3 protein-coding genes and 1 pseudogene are annotated in these 2,691 nt (G+C 64.0%); 2 read left to right on the top strand and 2 right to left on the bottom strand.

Translation table 11 applies throughout. The features are described 5' to 3' along the window. Positions 1-99: pseudogene (locus tag ACXJL8_RS38500) on the top strand (lytic transglycosylase domain-containing protein); the annotation flags it as partial. Positions 100-410: 311 nt separating this feature from the next. Here ACXJL8_RS38500 and ACXJL8_RS38495 read toward each other — a convergent pair. Beyond that, complete coding sequence (locus ACXJL8_RS38495) at positions 411-692, bottom strand: hypothetical protein (protein ID WP_456624331.1); 282 nt, start codon at positions 690-692, stop codon at positions 411-413. A gap of 79 nt (positions 693-771) precedes the next feature. Here ACXJL8_RS38495 and ACXJL8_RS38490 point away from each other — a divergent pair, with 79 nt between their 5' ends. Further along, the gene (locus ACXJL8_RS38490) at positions 772-1,608 is read left to right on the top strand and encodes a PhzF family phenazine biosynthesis protein (protein ID WP_456624332.1); all 837 of its coding nucleotides are present in this window, start codon (positions 772-774) and stop codon (positions 1,606-1,608) included. A 260-nt stretch (positions 1,609-1,868) separates the two neighbouring features. Here ACXJL8_RS38490 and ACXJL8_RS38485 read toward each other — a convergent pair whose 3' ends face one another. After that, positions 1,869-2,378 (bottom strand): hypothetical protein, encoded by a 510-nt coding sequence (locus ACXJL8_RS38485; protein WP_456624333.1) that lies wholly within the window; start codon positions 2,376-2,378, stop codon positions 1,869-1,871. Positions 2,379-2,691 lie beyond the last annotated feature (313 nt).

The following is a 2,691-nucleotide window of genomic DNA, read 5'->3' as shown; positions in this document are numbered from 1 at the left end:
AGCGAGCGCTGCGGCGATCACCTTGTCGCGAGCTATGTCGCCAGGGTCAACGCGATGAAGCGGCAGTTTCTGCGCCTGGCGGCAGATGACGGCGATTGAGGACCGTAGCCCGGATGGAGCCAACGGGTCGGCGCGAAGCGCCGCCCGATGACAGGCTCCGCGAAATCCGGGGTCTTTGCGCCGAGCTGCGCTGGTCCCGGATTGCGCTGCGCTCCATCCGGGCTACGAACTGCGGCTAGCGGCGGATGACTGCAATTACTCGTAGGGTGGGTTAGCCTTGCGGATGCGCGAAGCGCAGCCCCGCAAGGCGTAACCCACCTCTTCTGCTTCCGCGGAGACACACAGTGGTGGGTTACGCCTTCGGCTAACCCACCCTACGCTTTATTCAATGCCGCGTCCGTCAGTGGCCTTCACCACCAATACGGCCACCGCCATCCCTCATAGCGCACCCATGACGACACCGGCGGCGGGGCGTACGGATCGACCCGGTCGTCTTCAGGGCGATAACGATATCGTGGAATAACATAGTAATCCCACGGTGTCGGCCTGAGCACGGGCGCCGTGACAATGAGCCTTTGCTGTGGTTCACGAACGACTTGCGCCTTCCGCGCCCGGGCTTCAGCACCGGACGTTGCAAGGCTACACAGCACCAGAGCCGTTCCGAGCGCGCACGCGGCGGTCATTTTCTTCATGCATCGGTCTCCTTGCGAAGAGAGTGCAAAAGGACTCGAAGCAAGGCAAGCTAATTCGCCAACAACCAGGATCAAATCCATGACGACCGTGCTCCGCATCGCCGCCTTCTCGGACGGCAACACAGGCGGCAATCCCGCCGGCGTCTGGATCGGCGACACCTTGCCGGATGCGCCGCAGATGCAGGCGATCGCGGCGGAGGTCGGCTTCTCCGAGACGGCCTTTGCGGCGCCCGACGGCGGCGCCTGGCGCGTCCGGTACTTCTCGCCCGCGATGGAAGTGCCGTTCTGCGGACACGCAACCATCGCCCTCGGCGCGGCGCTTGCGCACCAGCACGGCGACCGCAGCTTCGAGCTGCGTCTGAACGACGCCGTCATTTCCGTTTCGGGTCGCCGCGACGGCAACACCATCGCGGCGGCACTGCAATCGCCGCCGACGCGCAGCGCGCCACTCGAGCCGGTGCTGCGGGATGCGCTGCTCGACCTGTTCGGCTACGCAACCTCCGATCTCGACCCGAAAATACCGCCGGCGAACATTCACGGCGGAGCCGATCATGCCGTGCTTGCGCTGACGTCGCGCGAGGCGCTCGCGCGCATGGCCTATGACTTCGAACGCGGACGCGCGCTGATGGACAAGGCGGGGCTGGTCACCGTCGCGCTCGTGACCGTGGAGACGCCGCGACTGTTCCATGTCCGCAACGCGTTTGCCGCCGGAGGGGTCGTCGAGGATCCCGCAACGGGCGCCGCCGCCGCGGCGTTTGCGGGCTACTTGCGCGACATCGGCTGGCCGCATGGCGGCGCCATCGACATCGTCCAGGGCGAGGACATGGGCGCGCGGTCGCTGATCCGCGCGGAGATCGGCGCGACCAAAGGCAGCTCGATCCGGGTCTCGGGAACGGCCCGCTTCATGGCTGGGTGAATGGTGGTGCAGCTTGTCCGCCGAAGCCAAGAGCGAGCGTAGCCCGGATGGAGCGAAGCGTAATCCGGGACAGGTGCCCGCCGCGCAATTCCYGGATTGCGCGGAGCCTGTCATCGGGCGGCGCTTCGCGCCGACCCGCTGGCTCCATCCGGGCTACGGGCTCGACCCATCACCAGCTGCTCCGCAACAGTGACGGGGCTCGCAAGCTCGCAGGATGGGTTGAGCGAAACCCATCCTGCGAACGACGCTCTACGCCCGCCTCACCGTATCTCGCTGATCGTCACCTTGGCGGCGATGCCGCTCAGCTCGAGCAGCTCTTGCTCCGCAAGTTCCGGCTCGGGAGACTCGCCGACCGAGACCTCCGCCATTCTGCGCTTGACCTGTTCGCATGTCTTGCGGACATCTTCGGTGAACAGCGCGCATTCTTCGATGCGCTTGAAGATCTTCCGTCCCTCTTCACGATACCCCGCCGCGGTTTCGCGCATGTAGGCAATCGCATCATGCACCTGGACCGTCAGCGCCTCGCATTTCCGCGCGGCGTCGATCAACTCGCTGCCCATGGCCTCGATCTCTTTGGCCGCGGACTCATAGTCGCGAACGACCGCCTCTGCACTGAGCGCGCCGACGCGCGTCACCCCCTCGGTGTGCTCGACATAATCGGGTAGAGCAATGGAAGCGATCGAGCTTCCCGAGCGTACCGACGCAATGTCCGCCTCGAGCTGAACCAGGTTCACTCCATCTCGTCTGCGCAATTGTTCAACACTTGCCATGATTGACCTCCCAATACGCACCCAGAACCCCAAACGGCGTTGAGTGTATTACGGGGGTAAGAGTCATTCTAACTAGATGTGCCCTTGACGGCCTCAGCTTTGCCATTTTTTCCCAGTCGCTGACGCCGCACGCAGCGATGATGGGTGTCATAAGCGCTCAACCTCTCCTAAATGCTGAATTTTTCCTCACGAAAGGTCAGGGAATGAGCCACTTATCCCCTGCCCCATCCAAAATCTCTCCACACACCCGCCACCCCGATGACAAGGCGCAACCGCGATTCCGGCGGGAACGGAACGAAGTCTCGCGTCATAA

This window comes from Bradyrhizobium sp. P5_C11_2 (assembly GCF_054049755.1).
This window is presented reverse-complemented; position numbering and strand designations above follow the sequence as displayed.

Coding starts and splice junctions, on each gene's coding strand:
- ACXJL8_RS38495 (WP_456624331.1), bottom strand. CDS start 692: ATGAAGAAAATGACCGCCGCGTGCGCGCTCGGAACGGCTCTGGTGCTG.
- ACXJL8_RS38485 (WP_456624333.1), bottom strand. CDS start 2,378: ATGGCAAGTGTTGAACAATTGCGCAGACGAGATGGAGTGAACCTGGTT.
- ACXJL8_RS38490 (WP_456624332.1), top strand. CDS start 772: ATGACGACCGTGCTCCGCATCGCCGCCTTCTCGGACGGCAACACAGGC.